Consider the following 13,280-nt stretch of genomic DNA (forward strand, 5'->3'; position numbering starts at 1 on the left):
GCGCGTTTCGATCAGTCGTTGGTGAACATCGGGAATCGGCAGAGCGTCTCGAAGCCGAGGCGCTCCAGGAGCGGGGCGGAGGTGCTCGCGCGGGCGTGGCTGGTGGCGAAGGGAATGCCCCGCCCGGCGGCGTAGTGGAGCCGCGCGGTGACGAGCGCCCGGTACAGCCCTCGCTTGCGGAAGGTGGGGAGCACGACGCCGCCGAGCAGGTACACGGAGCGCTCGAAGGCGACCAGTCCCGCTGTGCCCGCCGGTGCGCCCCGATACCGCGCCAGGAAGAGGCGGTGGCGGCCCGCGGGGTGGGCGAGGACGAGCCGATTGAACGCGATGATCGGCGCTGGGTCCGTCATCTCCCAGCCCTCGGCCATGGTTCGCGAGTACTCCTCCACCGTGTGCTCGTCCACCTGCTCCACGGTGACGTCTCCCTCGGAGCTCGCCGGTGCGTCCGCGGTCTCGCGGATCATCCCCAGCGTCTCGTTCCGGCGCAGACCCCGGCGCTCGAGCCGCTCGGCGAGATCCGCGGGCCGGCTGTCGGGCCCCACGCTCCACCGGAAGCGCAGCCCGAGCCGGCGGTAGGTCTCGATCGTCTCGTCGATGACGGCGTCCGCTTCCTTCTCATCCAGGGCCGAGAAAGCCACCTCGTTGAGGCCGCCCTGGCGCAGCGAGGGCGTGATGAGCTGCAGCCAGCCGGGACGCTCGATGACCTGCGTATCCGGTAGCGGGATGAAGGCTCTTCGGGGGGGCTCCAGCACTTCGCGGAGGCGCTCGCTCCCGGTTTCGAGGTCACGGGTCGACATGGGGGCTCAGAGCATGACGGCGTGGGCGTCCAGCCCGAGCAGGACGCCGCCGATGGTCTCCAGGGTGGGCGGGGCGACCATGCCGTGCTGCGTGGCCACGTGAATGTCGCGCAGGCAGCGCTGCAGCGGGCTGGCGCGGTAGACGGCCGTGCCTCCCGCGGCCTCGTACATGCGGTCCACCGCGCGCGCGGCGCTCCGGGTGGTGTGCGTACACGCCAGCCGTAGCTCCGCCCGGTGATGCACGGACACCTCGCGGCGCGAGGCGGCCTCGAACATGGTGTTAACGGTCTCGAACAGGAAGGCGCGTGCGGCGCGGAGGGTGGCCTCGGCTTCCGCCACCGCTTCCTGCACCGCCGGCCGCGTGGCCAGCAGGTGGCGGCCCGCGGGCATGATCTTCTTCTGGAGCGCCAGGGCCTTCAGCTCGTCGATGGCACGCCGGGCGATGCCGAGCGCGACAGACGGGATGCCCAGGGCCAGCATCCCGAACGGCGGCATGCCGTAGAGCGGCCGGTCGAGACGGGGGCGCTCGGTGAAGAACGACAGGCTCCGCCCGGCGGGGACGAAGACGTCCTTCACCTCCATGTCGCCGCTGCCCGTGCCGCACAGGCCCGCGGCGTGCCAGGTGTCGTGCAGCGTCACGTCCTCGATGGGGAAGAAGAGCACGCGCACCTCGGGGACGTTCTCACCCAGCATGCGCGGGCGTCCGTCCTTCATCACCACCACGCCTCCGGCCAGCCAGCGGCAGTTCTGGCTGCCACTGGCCCAGGGCCAACGCCCGGTGACGCGGTAGCCGCCCTCCACCAGCTCGGCTCGCCCCATGGGAGCGGCCACTCCGCCGGTGATGACCTCCGGATCGCCGTAGATGAGGCGCGCCTCCGCTTCGGGCAGCCAGGCCGAGCAGATGGCAGTGAGGGAGCCGATCATGGCGCACCAGCCCGCCGAGGCGTCCGCCCGGGAGAGCGACTCGATGGCCTCGACGATGAGGGTGGGGTGGAGCTCGAGGCCTCCGTAGGCCTCGGGCACGGCCATGCGGAAGACACCCGCCTGGGCCAGCTCGCGGGCGAGATCGGCTGGCAGCCGGCGGGCTGTTTCAATCTCCTCGGAGCGAGGGGCCACCTTGGGAGCGAGTTCGCGGATGGCGGCGAGCATCGGGTGCTCTCCAGAGGGCTTCGCGGCGACGGCGGAGGAGATCGTCATGGGGCGGAGAGCGTACTCGAAACGCGAGGCTCCCGGACTCAGCGCTTCCGCGGCTTCCGCGGGCCCGCCGGGACGGCCGCGTCTCGTGGCGTCGGCAGCTTCCGCTCCGCCGCGGCCTCGCGCGCGATGTCCACGAAGGCCCGGAGGGCCGGTGAGACCTGGGCTCGGCTGGGGAAGTAGAGGAAGAGGCCCGGGACCACGGGCGCGAAGGGCTCCAGGACCACCTTCAGCGTCCCTCGCCGTAGCTGCTCGGCAAGCGTGGGCTCGAATGCGTACATGAGCCCCATGCCGGCCTCGGCCATCTCCAGCATCAGCGCCCCATCGTTGGTGACGATGGGCCCTCGGACAGGGATGCGCCAGGTCTGCTGCCCGCGCTCCAGCTCCCACTGATAGAGCCCACCGGTGGTGGTGGACCGGATGCAGATGCAGTCGTGGGACAGCAGATCCTTCGGCGTCTCCGGAGTGCCCCTCCGCGCGAGGTACGCAGGCGCTGCTACCACGACGAACCGGCAGGACTCGAAGAGTCGGACCTGCACCATGTCGCGCTCGATGGATTCTGACAGGCGGATGCCCGCATCGAGCTCCTCCGCAACGATATCCACGAAGCGGTCCTCGACTCGGACCTCGACCTCCACCTTCGGATGGCGTGCATGGAACCTGGGCAGTAGGGGAGCGATGACGATGGGGATGGCTATCGATGGGACGGACAGCCGGACCCTTCCTGTCACCTCGCCTGGCTGCGCCGAAGCTGTCTTGAGTGCATCGAGCGCCTGGTCTATGGCTGGCCCAGCGTTCTCCAGCAGGCGCCGTCCCGCATCCGTGAGCGCCACACTCCTGGAGGTCCGCGTGAGCAGGGTGACACCCAGGCGCTCCTCCAGTTGGCGGACGGCCTGGCTCAAAGCAGACGGAGAGACGCCCAGCATGGAGGCAGCGGGCGCGAAGCCGCGGTGGCGAGCGACGGCGAGGAAGCCGTGCAGGGCATTGAGTGGGGTGAGGGCCATCGTGAAGCTTTCCTAAATGACCCATGTGCGTTACGCCAGTTTCGAAGGCGGTGTGTCCGGCGCATATCAGGATGCGTTCGAGTCAATCCCCCCTCCTGAAGGAAGACCCCATGCTGAAGACCTCTGCTTATGCCGCTGCCGCCGCTGGCAAGCCCCTGGCGCCGTATTCGTTCGAGCAGCGCGAGCCCGGTCCCCATGACGTGCTCATCGACATCCTCTACTGCGGAGTCTGCCACTCCGACATCCACCAGGCGCGTGACGAGTGGGGCGGCTCCATCTACCCCATGGTGCCGGGCCACGAGATCATCGGACGGGTCCGGCAGGTCGGCCAGCACGTCAAGAAGCTCAAGGTGGGCGACATGGCGGGCGTCGGCTGCATGGTGGACGCCTGCCGTGACTGCTCGTCGTGCCGTCAGGACCTGGAGCAGTTCTGCCTGAAGGGCGTCGCCTACACCTACAACAGCACCGAGCTGGACCGGAAGACGCCGACTCACGGCGGTTATGCCTCGCAGATCGTCGTCGCCGAGCACTTCGCGCTGAAGGTCCCCGCGGGCCTCGACCCCGCGAGCGCGGCGCCGCTCCTCTGCGCTGGCATCACGACGTACTCGCCGCTCCGGCAGTGGAACTGCAAGAAGGGCGACCGAGTGGGCGTGGTGGGCCTGGGCGGGCTCGGCCACATGGCGGTGAAGTTCGCCGTGTCCATGGGCGCCGAGGTGACGGTGCTCAGCACCTCGCGCGCGAAGGAGGCCGATGCTCGCCGGTTGGGCGCACAGGCGTTCGAGGTCACCCGGGATGAGGCCACCTTCAAGAGGTTGGCGGGCCGGCTCGATCTCATCATCGACACCATCTCCGCGCAGCACGACTACAACCAGTACCTGAGCCTGCTGCGCCCCCAGGGCGCGATGGTGCTCGTCGGTGTTCCTCCGGAGCCGGCGCCCGTGGCCGCCTTCTCTCTCATCGGCGGAAACAAGCGGCTGGCTGGCTCCAGCATCGGAGGCATCGCCGAGACGCAGGAGATGCTCGACTACTGCGCCAAGCACCAGATCGTCTCCGACATCGAGATCATCCCCATCCAGAAGATCAACGAGGCCTACGAGCGCATGCTCAAGGGCGATGTCCGCTACCGCTTCGTCATCGATCTGGCGTCGCTCTCTGGCGCGAACGCGCGGTAGGCCTGCAAGGGGCCGAGGGCCTGGCTCCTCATTCGCTGGGAGCGTGGCATGCGGCCCTTCGGGGCATCACGTCCCTCCCGGCCCATGTCCACCCTTGAAGCGGACGACAAGTCCAGGTCTTCAAGGGAGGCGCGCATGGTTCGCGGTTTCGCCATTACCACGTCCACTTCGTCGATCCGGCTGGATGGGATGGGCCGGGGAGAGCTCACCTTCACGGTCTCCAACGCGTTGGGGCGTCCGGTGCGGGGCCGTGCCGTCGTCGAGCCGGAAGGTGCGACGTCGAAGGACTGGTTGGCGCTCGAGGGGGAGTCCGAACGCGACTTCCCCCCCGATGGCACCCATCAGTACACCGTCAAGGTGAACGTCCCTCATGGCACGCCTCAGGGGCAGCACGCGTTCCATCTGTCCATGGTGAACGTGGCCAATCCCGATGAGGAGTTTACCGTCGGGCCCTCGGCGAGCTTCCAGGTTCCACTTCCCCAGGCTCCTGCGCCGAAGAAGAAGCTCCCCATCGCGTGGATCGCGCTAGCCGCCGGCATCCTCATCATCTCCCTGGCCACCTTCTTCGCGCTTCGCGGCCGGGGTGGAGAAGAGGCTGGGGTGGGCGGTGCGGGCGAGGCGGGACAGGCGGATCAGGCCCCTCAGAAGCCGGCGTTCCTGAGCCTTGATGGCAAGCAGTCCTACATCGAGCTGGGCAACCCGAGGGAGTTGATCTTCTTCGGCCCCATCACGATCGAAGCGTGGGTCCGGCCGCGATCCTTGAATGGCATCCGCAACATCGTGGTTCACGGTCACTCCAACTCGCCACTCTCCGAGGTCTACCTCCGCATCAACAACGGGCGTTACCAGGTCGGCTCCTTCAACGGGCAGGACTTCTCCACGAGCGCTGACGTTCCCTCCTCGGACGTGGGCCGGTGGGTCTACCTGGCCGGGGTCTACGACGGCACCCGCTGGGTCCTCTACCGAGATGGGGAGTTGGCGTCCTCCACGGCTCAGACGCTCGGTTCCCTCTTCGTGGATGCGACGTGGGGCATCGGCGCCAGGGGCGGTGGGCGCGAGCGCTTCTTCCAGGGAGACATCCGCGACGTGCGCATCTGGAACATGCCTCGCGGCCAGCAGGAGGTCCGCGCGGACAAGGACCGGACCTTCACGGGCAAGGAGCAGGGCCTCGTCGGCTACTGGCCGCTGAACGAAGGGGACGGTGTCATCGCCCATGACATTTCCCCCAGCGAGAACCATGGTCTCATCCGCGATGCCACCTGGGGCTCGGAGTAGGGCGGCCGTCCTCCATATTCGATGTGGACAGTGGTTACATACTGCGCGAGAAGGGTGGTTGAGTGAGGAGGGCGGCATGGCCACCCGCGGCACCCGGAAGAAGACGGCGGACAAACCCCACTACCACCATGGAGATCTGCGCAGGGCGCTGTTGGACGCCTCGCTGACCCTCATCTCCGAGGAGGGCTTCGGTGCTCTGTCCCTCCGGGAGGTGGCCCGGCGGGCGGGGGTGACGCACGCGGCGCCCTACCGCCATTTCGCGGACAAGGAGGCGCTGCTGGAGGCGGTGGCCGAGGAGGGCTTCCGCGTCATGACGGCCCGCATGAAGGAGCGCATGGCCCGGGAGTCGACGCCCAACAGACGCCTGATGGCCTGCGGCGTGGCCTACGTCCTCTTCGCCATGGAGCACCCCGCGCACTTCCGGGTGATGTTCGGGCCTCACTTCACCCGGCCGCCGAAACTGGGTCCGCCCGGCGGGGACACGGATGCGTTCGGCCTGTTGGTGGACTCCATCGCCGAGGGCCAGCGGACCGGCGAGATGCGCGAGGGCGAGCCCCGCATGCTCGCGCTGACGTGCTGGTCGCTGGTGCACGGGCTGGGCTCGCTGCTGGTGGACCGGAAGCTGGAGTTCTCGGGCGTCACCACCGTTCCTCAGGCCGAGGCCCTGGCCTGGGAGCAGACGCGTCTGTTGATACAAGGGCTGGAGCGCACGACGGGCAATTGACCGCGAGAGCGCCTCGGCTAGGTTGGCGCCCCATGGCCAACCCCCCCGAGAGCGAGTCCACCGAGAAGCGCGTCCGAGCCCGGGAACTGGGCATCCCACTGGGGCGCTTCAAGACCGGCCGGCACAACGCCATCACCGACGTGGAGGGCGTGCTCGTCGGGCACAGCACCATCATTCGAGGCGAGGGGCCGTTGCGGCCGGGCCATGGCCCTGTGCGCACGGGTGTCACCGCCATCCTGCCCAACCGCAGCAACATCTTCATGGAGCGCCTGAACGGAGGCGGCTTCGTGCTCAACGGGGCCGGCGAGGTGGCCGGCATGACGCAGCTCATGGAGTGGGGCCTGGTGGAGACGCCCATGCTCCTCACCAACACCATGTCCGTGGGCGCCGCGTCCGACGCCCTGGCCCGTCACATGGTGGAGAAGTACCCGGGCATTGGTGACGAGCACGACGTCATCATCCCCATCGTCGGCGAGTGCGACGACAGCTACCTCAACGACATCTCCGGCCGGCACGTGCGCGCCGAGCACGTCTTCGAGGCCATCCGCAACGCCTCGGAGGGCCCTGTGCCCGAGGGCAACGTGGGCGGCGGCACCGGCATGGTGACGTGCGACTTCAAGGGCGGCATCGGCACCTCCTCGCGCAAGCTCCCCGAGGCCCTGGGGGGGTTCACCCTGGGCGTCCTGGTGATGAGCAACTTCGGCAAGATGCACAACCTGCGCGTGGGCGGCCTGCCCGTGGGCGAGGTGCTCGCCGAGAAGTTCAAGGACACGCCTCGGCGCGGGCAGACGTACGGCTCCATCATCGCCGTGGTGGCCACCGATGCCCCGTTGCTCAGCCATCAGATCAACCGTCTGTGCAAGCGCGTGTCGCTGGGCATTGGCCGGGTGGGCAGCTACGCGGCGCACGGCTCGGGGGAGATCGTGGTGGGGTTCTCCACCGCCAACATCATCCCCCGGCGCACCCAGAAGATGGTCTACAAGCTGAAGATCCTCCTGGATCAGCGCTTGGATCCCCTCTACGAGGCGGTGATGGAGGCCACCGAGGAGGCCATCCTCAACTCCATGTGCATGGCCACCTCCATGAAGGGGGTGAACGACAACTACGTCCCGGCGCTGCCGCTGGACGAGGTGCGGCGCTTCGTTCAGGCCTGCCGGCCCATCTTCGCCTCCGTGAAGAAGCGCCCCCAGCAGACGAGCGCCCCCGTGGCTCGGGAGAAGCCGGCGGACGTGGACAAGGAGGGCGAGGTGACGGCGGGAGCGGTGCTCCCCACCGAGGTCCGGGGGGCGGAAGGCATCCCGTATCCCACCCGGCCGGCCCCGGACGATATCGAGGACTCCTCATCCGGAGGATCTTCTGGTAGTTAGGCGCCCCTCGTCTGTCCTACCTCCATCAGGAGTCACCTACATGGCCCGCAGCAAGAGCAAGCACCGCCGCGTTCAGAACAAGATCAAGCAGAAGTGGAAGCGCCAGTTCAAGCGCAAGGCGGCCAAGGCGGCCGAGGGCGAGAAGAAGTAATCTCGCTCGGTTGCCTCGGACCCGCTCCGCGCGAGCACGCTCGCCTGCCTACTGGCGGGGCGCCGTGAAGGAGCGGGTCACCGAGCATCGCCGGGTGCTGCCGGCCATGGTGCTCGAGAAGTTCCCCAGCCACTCCCCCGCCAGTCTGGGCACGCCGCCGTCCCCAATCGCTGGGATGTAGCGCCCAGAGAGGACTGTCGAGTCGGGCCACTGGGTCCCTCCATCTGACTGTTGCCCCAGGCTGTTGCCCGCCAGGCTGAAGTCGTACGTCCGGTAGAGCGTGCCGCGCAGCGTCAGACCGTCCAGCGTCGCGGTGAGCTCACTGCCCTGGCGGCTGACCTCCAAGGGTCCCTCGGGCAGCGTCACCGTCATGCCGTCGCAGGCGGAGGGTGTTGTCCCCGGCGCCAGCTCCAGGCCGTAGGTGCCCTCCATGGGGGGGCAATCGGTGCAGCCCTGGGAGGAGCCCCCACCGCACCCGGGGGCGAGCAGCAGCGCTCCCGCCAACGTGAGGGCGAAGGTGGGGAAGCTGAAGCGTCCAGAAGTCATGGATCGTCTACCTCGCGAAAGAGGCCCAGGCTTCCCGCAGGGAATCGAAGTTCCTACGTTCTGTCGCATCCTGGGCGGGGTGGTGTCGTGGGGGTGGAGGGGTGGGCGTGACTGGGCTCGACACAAAACGGTGGTCCAATCTTATCTTCGCAGGGCTGTTTGCCCTGGCGCTGATTCTCTTCTCGAGAATCCTGCTTCCTTTCCTGATGCCGGTGCTGTTGGGGGGCTTCCTGGTGGTGCTGTTCCGGCCGCTGCAGGATGTCCTGTTCCGGACCCGGCTGCGGGGCTGTCCGTCGTTGTGCGCCGGCCTGTCCACGGGGGCCGTCTTCCTGCTCATCCTGGTGCCGCTGTCGGTGGTGGGGTGGCTGGTGGCCCGCGAGGTGCTGGGGCTGATGGAGCATGCGCAGGTGCTGCTGGACCAGATGAATCAGCAGCAGCTCGTCGCGAGCCTGCCGAGGGGCCTGCGGCGCTACGTGCCAGCGAATCTGCACGGCTCGCAGACGGAGCAGGCTCTGGTGGGGGCCATGGCCAGTGGGGCCTCGGTGCTCAAGGATCTCCTGGGGGCCGGCACGGAGCTGATCATCGATCTGTTCCTGATGTCGGTGGCCATGTACTACTTCTTCCTGGATGGCCGTCGTCTCTGGGCGGAGTCCACGCAGCTCATTCCGCTGGACAAGCGCTACATCCAGGCGTTCGCGCAGGAGTTCACCGACGTGGCGCACGCCATCGTCTACGGCAACACCATTACCGCCTTCGTGCAGGGGGCGCTGGGGATGGTGGGGCTGATGCTGGCGAAGGTGCCGCACGCGGGGGTGTGGGGCGCGGCCATGGCGCTGGTGGCGCTGGTGCCGGTGGGAGGCACGGCGCTCATCTGGGGCCCCATCGGTGTGGTGCTGCTGCTGGCCGGAAAGGTGAACGAAGGCGTCTTCCTGCTGGCCTGGGGCGCCTTCGTGGTGGGCAGCATCGACAACGTCATCCGGCCGAAGCTGTGCGGCTCGCGGATGACGCTCCACCCGCTGCTCGTCTTCCTCTCCATGTTCGGCGGGCTGGCGGTGTTCGGGATGATGGGCCTGCTGGTGGGGCCGCTCATCGCCTCGCTCTTCATGGCCATGGTGCGCATCTACCGGCGCGACTTCCTGGGGCTCCAGCCGCCGGTGCTGCCTCCGGTGTCCGAGCCCGTGTCCATGGTGGCGCAGCAGCCGCTCCCCGTGCGGCAGCCCGCGATGACTCCCGCGCCCTCGGTGGCCGAGGTCTGACGCTCGGCTTCCACGAGCCTGGACAAGGGCCCACACGCTGGGTGAGGCTGCTGCTCATCCATGATGGCCTCTGGACGCTGGCTGTATCGCTGGGGCGCGGTGCTCGCCCTGGCTGTGATGCTCACCTCGCAGGCCGCGCTCGCCGAGCGCGTGGCCGTCTCCGCGATTGAAGGAGACAAGAACAACAAGCTGCGCGCCCAGGTGACGGGGCTCCTGCGCAAGACGCGAAAGGTGCAGGTGCTGCCGCCCGCGGCGTGGGCCAAGGCGGCCGCGAAGCAGAAACTGCGAGGCCAGGCCGCCGTGGACCCCCGGGCGGTGGCTCGCCTGGCACCGAAGCTCAAGGTGGATGCCGTGCTCACGGGCTCGGCGGGGCGGACCTACAGCACCTTCAACGCCCGGCTCCTCGACGAGAACGGCCAGGAGGTGTGGACCGGGGAGTTCGTGCTGCAGCGCGGATTGCTCCCGAAGTATGAGGCCCGGAAGTTCACCCAGGCGGTGCTCGACGCGGTGAAGGCGGCGAACGCGCCTGCTGTCGCGCCCCCGCCAGCGCCCGAGCAGCCGCCCGTGGCCGACTCCGCGCCCGTCCCCGCCCCTCAGCCTGCGCCTACGGTGGAGCAGCCAGCGCCCGAGCCCCACGCGGCGGGCAAGGGAGAGCCGGAGGCGGTGAAGCCGGCCCGTCCGCTGGAGCCCGAGCCGTCGCCAGCGCAGGGGACCGCCTCCGCTCCAAAGTCCGAGGCCACGCCTCGGGCGCCGAAGCCTGCGCTTGTTCCGGAGTCCAAGCCCGTGCCCGCGTGGGTGGAGCTGGACGAGGAGTCGCACACGTACCTCACGGAGCTCGAGGGCAGTGGCGGAGGTTTTCCTGAGGAGGAGGGGGTAGCGGCCGAGGGCCGGATGCCTCCGCGGTTGAAGGTGCTGCTGGGGGCGCCGGTGACGTGGCGCCGGTATTGCGCGCGGCCGGGTGCGACGTCGTGCGCCGAGTACGACGCCCGGCCTCCGGAGCAGCAGGTGGGGGACATCACGGACTTCACCTCGAATGCGCCGTACGTGGGGATCGCCGCGGAGGCGGAGGTGTTCCCTCTGGCGCACTGGCCGACGCTGCTGCGCGGTGTGGGGCTCACGCTGGCCTACCAGCGCAGCTTCGCGCGGACGACGGTGCAGGTGTCGACGCCCGTTGGAGAGACGCCCGAGCGTGAGGTGTACGCAACGGACACGGCTTACGGAGCCATGCTCGCGTACCGCTACTTCTTCGACCTGGGGAAGGAGGGGACGCCGCTGTTCGGCTACGCCGGGCTGCGGGTGGGGGCGCTCGGCCGGGAGTTCGACGTAGGCGAGCAGGTGGAGACGCCGCTGCCGGTGGTGCACCGGTTCTACCCGGCGGTGGGGCTGGACGTGTCGGTGCCGTTGATGCGCCTGGTTCGTATCCAGGGCTCGGGTCAGCTCTTCCTGCGGCCCAATCCCGGGCAGTCGCCCTGGGGGGACGCTGATGGCTCGCTGGCGGCCGAGGTGCGCGACTACGGCGAGGCGGTGTCGAGCCTGGGCTGGGCGGCGGAGCTGGGCGTGGCGGGCGACATCTGGGGCCCGATTGGCTACTCCGCGCGTTTCCGGCTGGAGTCCTACAAGGATCGCTACACGGGGCAGGGCACCCGGCGCGGCTGGACCGAGGGCGGTGTGGCCGAGGAGTCCTACTCGAGCATCATCGCGGGGGTCACCGCCTCCTGGTGAGACCCCGGGCGATGCCCCGGGCCGTCACACCGAGATGAGGCCCTTGCGGATGCCCTCGGTGACGGCCTCGACGCGGTTGGTGACCTCGAGCTTGCGGTAGATGTGCTCGAGGTGGGTGCGGATGGTGGCCTTGGAGAGGTTGAGCAGCCGGGCCGCCTCGCTGTTGGACACACCCTTGGCGATGAGCTGGAGCAGCTCCGTCTCGCGGTTGGACAGCGGCTTGAGCAGGGGCTCGCTGGCCTCGGAGGGCGCGGCGGCCGGGGGCTCGGGCGCGGCGGGGGCGGGCGGTGAGGCCACGGGCTCGGTGGGCACGGGGCCCGAGTCCGGCTCCACGCGGAAGTGGCGCAGCAGTCGGCGCGCGAGGCTGGGCTGGATGACGGTGCCGCCAGCGCGCACCTCCTTGATGGCCTCGATGATCTTGTCCGCGGGCGTGCCCTTGAGCAGGTAGCCCGAGGCCCCGGCCTTCACGGCTTCGAGGACTTTGTCCTCCTCGTCGAAGATGGTGAAGATGAGGATCTCCACCTGGGGCCACCGCGCCTTGACCTCGCGGGTGACGTCGATGCCGCTCATGCGAGGCAGGCCCAGGTCCAGCAGGAGGACGTCCGGATTCACCCGGGGCACCTCCTCGAGCGCGGCCTCGCCGGACAGCGCGGTGCCAACGATGGTGATGTCCTGGTTGCTCTCGAGCAGGCGGAGCTGGTTCTTGAGGATCTTCGTCTGATCCTCGACGACGAAGACGCGGATGGGGGAGGGCGCGATCGCTTCGGTCATGGGCTGGTAGGTAGGGAGAAGGATACGCGGGTGCCGTTACCTGGCGCCGAGTCCACGATGAGGGTACCGCCGATCTTCATGGCCCGCTCGCGCATATTGAGCAGGCCATAGTGCCCGCGAGGCGTCTGCTTCAGGTCGAAGCCCTTGCCGTCGTCGCGGACGATGAGGTGCACCCGGTCCAGGTCGTAGTCGAGCTTCACCTGCACCTGCTTGGGCTCGGCGTGTTTGACGGCGTTGGAGAGGCACTCCTGGAGGATGCGGAAGAGGGTGAGCTGGGCATCCGGGGTCAGCTTGCGGGGCAGGCCGGTGCGCTCGAAGCGCAGGTCCACCTGGGTGCGGTCGCCGAACGTCTTCACGTAGTCCTCGAGCCCCTGGGTCAGCTCGAAGTCCTCGCGCATCATCTGCAGGTTGCGGCGCAGCTCCTCGATGGACTCCTCGGCGGTGGCCTTGAGCTCCTGGATTTCGGAGCGCAAGGAGTCGTCCTTCGCCATGCCGAGGATGAACTCGGACTGGATGATCATCGAGGAGAGCGAGGCGCCCAGGCCGTCGTGGATCTCCCGGGCCAGCCGGCTGCGCTCCTCCACCACGGCCAGCTCCTTGAGATCGCCCTGGAGCTCCACCACCTCGCGGTGGGAGGCGGCCTCGCGCTCGTTGAGGTACACGAGCACGTAGACGACGGTGAAGTTGAGCGCCGAGTACCACAGCAGGGTGAGGACCTCGACGGCGGTGACCTCGCGGTTGAGGAGCAGATCCAGCCGGGCGGTGATGGGCAGCGCCAGCATGGAGGGGAGGATCGCCAGCGGCTTGGGGAAGAGGATGGCGAAGAGGGTGGTGAAGATGAGCTGCGTGCCGAGCAGCGGGCTCTGCAGACCACCGCCGACCTGGGGCTTGGCGATGAGCACCACCACGATGAGCAGATCGAAGCACAGGGTGATGTACGTCACCCAGCGGCCGGCCTTGGGGTGGTCGATGACGGTGAAGTTCGCGACGCTGTAGAGGAGCATCGCGAAGTAGCCGGCGAAGGCGAAGTTGCCCTGGAAGCCGAAGTAGGAGGACCAGTCGGGCACCGCGAGGATGGCCAGGCCCAGGGTGAGGAACATGAGGCGCGCGTAGAAGAGGGCGCGGGCTCGGGCCACGAAGCGATCCTGCTCCCACGAGGCCGCGGCCTGCTCGGCGGAGACGCTGTCGGTGAGCTTGCGCCGCTCGAGCACCGCGCGCACGCGAGCACGCCGGTGCGAGTCGGGATTGTCTTCTTCGAGCGCGAGGGCGGGTTCCATCAGGCCGGCAAGCTTAAGGGACCT

Annotated in this window: 13 protein-coding genes; 7 read left to right on the top strand and 6 right to left on the bottom strand. The window is 68.7% G+C overall.

Translation table 11 applies throughout. From position 1 onward, the window contains the following. Positions 1–11: 11 nt before the first annotated feature. The 3 genes from OV287_RS24840 to OV287_RS24850 are packed head-to-tail and all read right to left on the bottom strand — an operon-like array spanning position 12 to position 2,995. Positions 12–797: a GNAT family N-acetyltransferase gene (locus tag OV287_RS24840; protein ID WP_267536517.1), complete on the bottom strand. Its 786-nt coding sequence runs from the start codon at positions 795–797 to the stop codon at positions 12–14. A 6-nt stretch (positions 798–803) separates the two neighbouring features. Further along, complete coding sequence (locus OV287_RS24845; protein ID WP_267536518.1) at positions 804–1,994, bottom strand: acyl-CoA dehydrogenase family protein; 1,191 nt, start codon at positions 1,992–1,994, stop codon at positions 804–806. Between the two features lie 38 nt (positions 1,995–2,032). Beyond that, a complete protein-coding gene (locus OV287_RS24850; RefSeq protein ID WP_267536519.1) occupies positions 2,033–2,995 on the bottom strand; it encodes a LysR family transcriptional regulator in 963 nt (320 codons plus the stop codon). Between the two features lie 110 nt (positions 2,996–3,105). Here OV287_RS24850 and OV287_RS24855 point away from each other — a divergent pair, with 110 nt between their 5' ends. The 5 genes from OV287_RS24855 to OV287_RS24875 all read left to right on the top strand — a co-directional run bounded on the left by OV287_RS24855 (position 3,106) and on the right by OV287_RS24875 (position 7,684). Beyond that, positions 3,106–4,167, top strand: coding sequence for an NAD(P)-dependent alcohol dehydrogenase (locus OV287_RS24855; protein WP_267536520.1), 1,062 nt, complete (start codon positions 3,106–3,108; stop codon positions 4,165–4,167). A gap of 135 nt (positions 4,168–4,302) precedes the next feature. Further along, positions 4,303–5,442: a LamG domain-containing protein gene (locus tag OV287_RS24860; RefSeq protein ID WP_267536521.1), complete on the top strand. Its 1,140-nt coding sequence runs from the start codon at positions 4,303–4,305 to the stop codon at positions 5,440–5,442. A gap of 76 nt (positions 5,443–5,518) precedes the next feature. Further along, complete coding sequence (locus OV287_RS24865; RefSeq protein ID WP_267536522.1) at positions 5,519–6,166, top strand: TetR/AcrR family transcriptional regulator; 648 nt, start codon at positions 5,519–5,521, stop codon at positions 6,164–6,166. A gap of 32 nt (positions 6,167–6,198) precedes the next feature. Further along, positions 6,199–7,533, top strand: coding sequence for a DmpA family aminopeptidase (locus OV287_RS24870; protein WP_267536523.1), 1,335 nt, complete (start codon positions 6,199–6,201; stop codon positions 7,531–7,533). A 40-nt stretch (positions 7,534–7,573) separates the two neighbouring features. Then, complete coding sequence (locus OV287_RS24875) at positions 7,574–7,684, top strand: hypothetical protein (RefSeq protein ID WP_047858218.1); 111 nt, start codon at positions 7,574–7,576, stop codon at positions 7,682–7,684. 48 nt (positions 7,685–7,732) lie between these two features. Here OV287_RS24875 and OV287_RS24880 read toward each other — a convergent pair whose 3' ends face one another. After that, entirely contained in the window at positions 7,733–8,230 is a 498-nt protein-coding gene (locus tag OV287_RS24880; protein ID WP_267536524.1) for a hypothetical protein, read from the bottom strand. 107 nt (positions 8,231–8,337) lie between these two features. Between OV287_RS24880 and OV287_RS24885 the strand changes: the two genes are divergently transcribed. Together OV287_RS24885 and OV287_RS24890 are read left to right on the top strand one after the other, a co-directional pair. Continuing rightward, positions 8,338–9,486: an AI-2E family transporter gene (locus OV287_RS24885; RefSeq protein ID WP_267536525.1), complete on the top strand. Its 1,149-nt coding sequence runs from the start codon at positions 8,338–8,340 to the stop codon at positions 9,484–9,486. A gap of 60 nt (positions 9,487–9,546) precedes the next feature. Further along, positions 9,547–11,208, top strand: coding sequence for a hypothetical protein (locus OV287_RS24890; RefSeq protein ID WP_267536526.1), 1,662 nt, complete (start codon positions 9,547–9,549; stop codon positions 11,206–11,208). Positions 11,209–11,232: 24 nt separating this feature from the next. Here the strand turns inward: OV287_RS24890 and OV287_RS24895 are convergent, their stop codons facing one another. After that, positions 11,233–11,979, bottom strand: coding sequence for a response regulator transcription factor (locus tag OV287_RS24895; RefSeq protein WP_267536527.1), 747 nt, complete (start codon positions 11,977–11,979; stop codon positions 11,233–11,235). Continuing rightward, complete coding sequence (locus OV287_RS24900; protein WP_267536528.1) at positions 11,976–13,256, bottom strand: sensor histidine kinase; 1,281 nt, start codon at positions 13,254–13,256, stop codon at positions 11,976–11,978. The genes OV287_RS24895 and OV287_RS24900 overlap by 4 nt, the downstream gene beginning before the upstream one ends. Positions 13,257–13,280: the final 24 nt, after the last annotated feature.

The organism is Archangium lansingense (assembly GCF_026626635.1).
Classification (GTDB): domain Bacteria; phylum Myxococcota; class Myxococcia; order Myxococcales; family Myxococcaceae; genus Archangium; species Archangium lansingense.

Excerpts from the sequence above, each read along its gene's own strand:
- OV287_RS24840 (WP_267536517.1), bottom strand. The coding sequence starts at position 797 with ATGTCGACCCGTGACCTCGAAACCGGGAGCGAGCGCCTCCGCGAAGTG.
- OV287_RS24845 (WP_267536518.1), bottom strand. The coding sequence starts at position 1,994 with ATGACGATCTCCTCCGCCGTCGCCGCGAAGCCCTCTGGAGAGCACCCG.
- OV287_RS24850 (WP_267536519.1), bottom strand. The coding sequence starts at position 2,995 with ATGGCCCTCACCCCACTCAATGCCCTGCACGGCTTCCTCGCCGTCGCT.
- OV287_RS24855 (WP_267536520.1), top strand. The coding sequence starts at position 3,106 with ATGCTGAAGACCTCTGCTTATGCCGCTGCCGCCGCTGGCAAGCCCCTG.
- OV287_RS24860 (WP_267536521.1), top strand. The coding sequence starts at position 4,303 with ATGGTTCGCGGTTTCGCCATTACCACGTCCACTTCGTCGATCCGGCTG.
- OV287_RS24865 (WP_267536522.1), top strand. The coding sequence starts at position 5,519 with ATGGCCACCCGCGGCACCCGGAAGAAGACGGCGGACAAACCCCACTAC.
- OV287_RS24870 (WP_267536523.1), top strand. The coding sequence starts at position 6,199 with ATGGCCAACCCCCCCGAGAGCGAGTCCACCGAGAAGCGCGTCCGAGCC.
- OV287_RS24875 (WP_047858218.1), top strand. The coding sequence starts at position 7,574 with ATGGCCCGCAGCAAGAGCAAGCACCGCCGCGTTCAGAACAAGATCAAG.
- OV287_RS24880 (WP_267536524.1), bottom strand. The coding sequence starts at position 8,230 with ATGACTTCTGGACGCTTCAGCTTCCCCACCTTCGCCCTCACGTTGGCG.
- OV287_RS24890 (WP_267536526.1), top strand. The coding sequence starts at position 9,547 with ATGATGGCCTCTGGACGCTGGCTGTATCGCTGGGGCGCGGTGCTCGCC.
- OV287_RS24895 (WP_267536527.1), bottom strand. The coding sequence starts at position 11,979 with ATGACCGAAGCGATCGCGCCCTCCCCCATCCGCGTCTTCGTCGTCGAG.
- OV287_RS24900 (WP_267536528.1), bottom strand. The coding sequence starts at position 13,256 with ATGGAACCCGCCCTCGCGCTCGAAGAAGACAATCCCGACTCGCACCGG.